2 protein-coding genes are annotated in these 2,808 nt (G+C 67.3%); one reads left to right on the forward strand and one right to left on the reverse strand.

Features of this window, described 5'->3' with window-relative positions; translation table 11 throughout:
• A partial coding sequence (locus tag DBR20_RS22580; protein ID WP_258223192.1) for a PAS-domain containing protein occupies positions 1-1,918 on the forward strand: 1,918 nt, incomplete at its 5' end.
• Between the two features lie 7 nt (positions 1,919-1,925).
• On the opposite strand, the gene DBR20_RS03475 is transcribed toward DBR20_RS22580, so the two are convergent.
• The gene (locus DBR20_RS03475; protein WP_108265188.1) at positions 1,926-2,600 is read right to left on the reverse strand and encodes a response regulator transcription factor; all 675 of its coding nucleotides are present in this window, start codon (positions 2,598-2,600) and stop codon (positions 1,926-1,928) included.
• Between the last annotated feature and the right edge of the window lie 208 nt (positions 2,601-2,808).

Here is a 2,808-nt window from a genome sequence, read left to right on the forward strand (position 1 = left end):
GCGCATGCAGCCGGGCCATATCGCCATCAGCATGGGCGCAAGCCTGGCGGTCAACCTGGCCACCGTTGTGCTGGTGTCGCGTGCGGTGCGTCCCTCGATGCCACGGCAACGCGACGCGGTCGCCGCGGCATCGTTGCGCAAGACGGCCGGTCGCTTCCTCGGCCAGGAACGGGCACGCCAACTGATGGACGGGCATGCCGGGCAGATGCTGGATGACGACCGAGTCACCGCCATCGAACGCGAGCTGACCGCCGTGGTCGGTGCGGGCATGGCACGCCTGCTGGTGGAGGCGGCCCGCGATGGTGGCGCTGCACCGCTGGACGCCGTCACCCGTGCGGTCGGCGAAGCCACCCAGGTACTGCGCTTCAACCAGCGCCTGCTGGAAGCCGCCTTGGAAAACATGAGCCAGGGCATCAGCGTGGTCGATGCGCAGCTGCAGCTGGTGGCCTGGAACAGCCGCTATGCCGCGCTGTTCAAGTTCCCGCCGGAGCTGCTGCAGGTGGGACAGCCGGTGTCGAACCTGACGGCGTGGGCGTTGGGGCAGCTGAAGATCGGCGACACCCCCGGCGACTCGCGCGACAAGGCGTTGCAACGGCGGGTGGTACACATGCGGCGCGGCACTCCGCATCTGTCCGAGCGGATCTTCCCGGACAACACCATCGTTGAAATCCGCGGCAACCCGATGCCCGGTGGCGGCTACGTGGCCACCTTCACCGATGTCACCGCTTTCCGGCGGGCAGAGGACGCGCTCAAACGCAGCAACGAAACCCTGGAGCGCCGCGTGCAGGACCGCACCGCCCGGCTGGAACAGGCCGTGCATGAGGCCGAGCGGGCCAACGTGGCCAAGACACGCTTCCTCACCGCCGTCGGCCACGACCTGATTCAACCGTTGCATGCGGCGCAGCTGCTGACCGATGCCATGTCGCAGCACCTCGAATCGGAGTTCCTCGACAGCTTCCTGCGGCAGATTCGTGGTGCGCTGGATTCCACCGACGACCTGCTGTCGGGCCTGCTCGATATTTCGCGACTGGAAGCCGGCGGACTGGTCGCCGATCCGCGCCCGTTCGCGCTGTCGACCGTACTGGATCCGCTTGCGCAGGAGTTCGCTGTGCTGGCAGCGGCGCGCGGCCTGCAGTTCCGCCATGTGCGGACCCGCGCGTGGGTGCACAGCGACCCGTTGCTGCTGCGCCGGGTGCTGCAGAACTTCCTGGCCAATGCCATCCGCTACACCCGCCATGGCGGCGTGCTGCTGGGCGTGCGCCGGCATGGCCAGGCCCTGACGATCGGCGTGCATGACAGCGGACCCGGCATCGCCCCGGAGCAGCAAGCGGTAGTGTTCGAGGAATTCCATCGTGGCGATCGCAGCAACGGCCAGGGCCTCGGTCTGGGCCTGACCATTGCAAACCGCATTGCCGATCTGCTGCACGCGCCGTTGCAACTGCAGAGCGTGCTCGATCGCGGCTCGACCTTCTCCATCAGCGTGGCGCGGGCAGCGCCGCCTGCGGCCCCACGCACTGAACCCGCCGCTGGCAACAGCAGCATCAAGGGCATCCGCGTGCTGGTGGTCGACAACGATCCGGAGGCGCTGGAGGCGATGCGACAGATGCTGCTTTCCTGGGGCTGCGATGTCATCGCGGCGCGCGATGTCAATGCGCTGGGTTCCTCAGCACAGGAGGCGGCACTGTGGCTGTTCGACTACCACCTTGATGATGGCGATACGGGCGTCGCACTGTGGAAGCGCCTTGTCGCCGTCCACGGAACGCGGCCGACGGTGATCCTCAGCGCCGACACCGGCAGCGACACCCGCGAGGCTGTGCGCAGCGTGGGCCTGTCGCTGCTCAACAAGCCGTTCAAGCCGCTGGCCCTGCGCTGGGCGATCAACCATCTGCTGGCAACGGCCGCTACGGCAACACCCTGACCAAGGGTCAGGCGTCCGGCGTCTCTTCGATCTGCCGCGAGGGATCGGTCAACCCCATCTCGTGCAGCACACGGATGGCCTGCGCACGATTACGCACGCCCAGCCGGCCCATGATGCGGGTCATGTGCGCCTTGACCGTGCGCAACTGCACACCCAGCCGGTCGGCGATCTGCTTGTTGAGCAGTCCTTCGGCCACCAGGCTCAGCACCTTGTATTGATGCGCGGACAGGCTGGACAAGCGCGCAGCAAGATCGGCGTCCTTGTTGAAGGGCGCGACCCGCGCCACCGGCTCGCGCAGCAGCGCCGGAATCCAGCGCTCACCTTCCAGCACGGACTGCAGCGCGGACTGCAGATCGGTCAGCCCTGAACTCTTGGGCAGATAGCCGGCCGCGCCTAGATCGATGGCGCGGCGGATCACGTGCGGCTCTTCATTGGCCGAGACGATGATGATCGCCAGCCCCGGTTGCAGTGCACGTATGGTCGCCAACCCGGCAAGACCATGGTTGCCGGGCATGTGCAGGTCCAGCAGCATCAGGTCGATCTGCTGGCTCTCTATTGCTTCGAGCACGCTGTGCAGCGAATCGGCCTCGCTGATCTGCAGGTCGGCCACTGCCTCCTCGGCCGCGCGATGCAGCGCCGCGCGGAACAAAGGGTGGTCATCGGCGATGAGCAGGGTCGGCATGTCCAGCCGAGGTTAGCAAATCGCCTGCGCCTGGGCACGGGTACCAAGGTACGCTGGTGTGCGCCGCCCGGATTGCTAGGGTGGAGCAATGAACATCCATCGCTCCCTTGCTCCGCTGTGCGCCGCGTTGGCCCTGTTGCCGGGCGGTCTCTCCGTCGCCGATGCCGCCCCGCCCCGCCCCACCGCCGCAGCTCCGGTGTTCGAGCAG

The sequence above is a fragment of the Stenotrophomonas sp. HMWF023 genome (genome assembly GCF_003060985.1).
Lineage (GTDB): Bacteria > Pseudomonadota > Gammaproteobacteria > Xanthomonadales > Xanthomonadaceae > Stenotrophomonas > Stenotrophomonas lactitubi.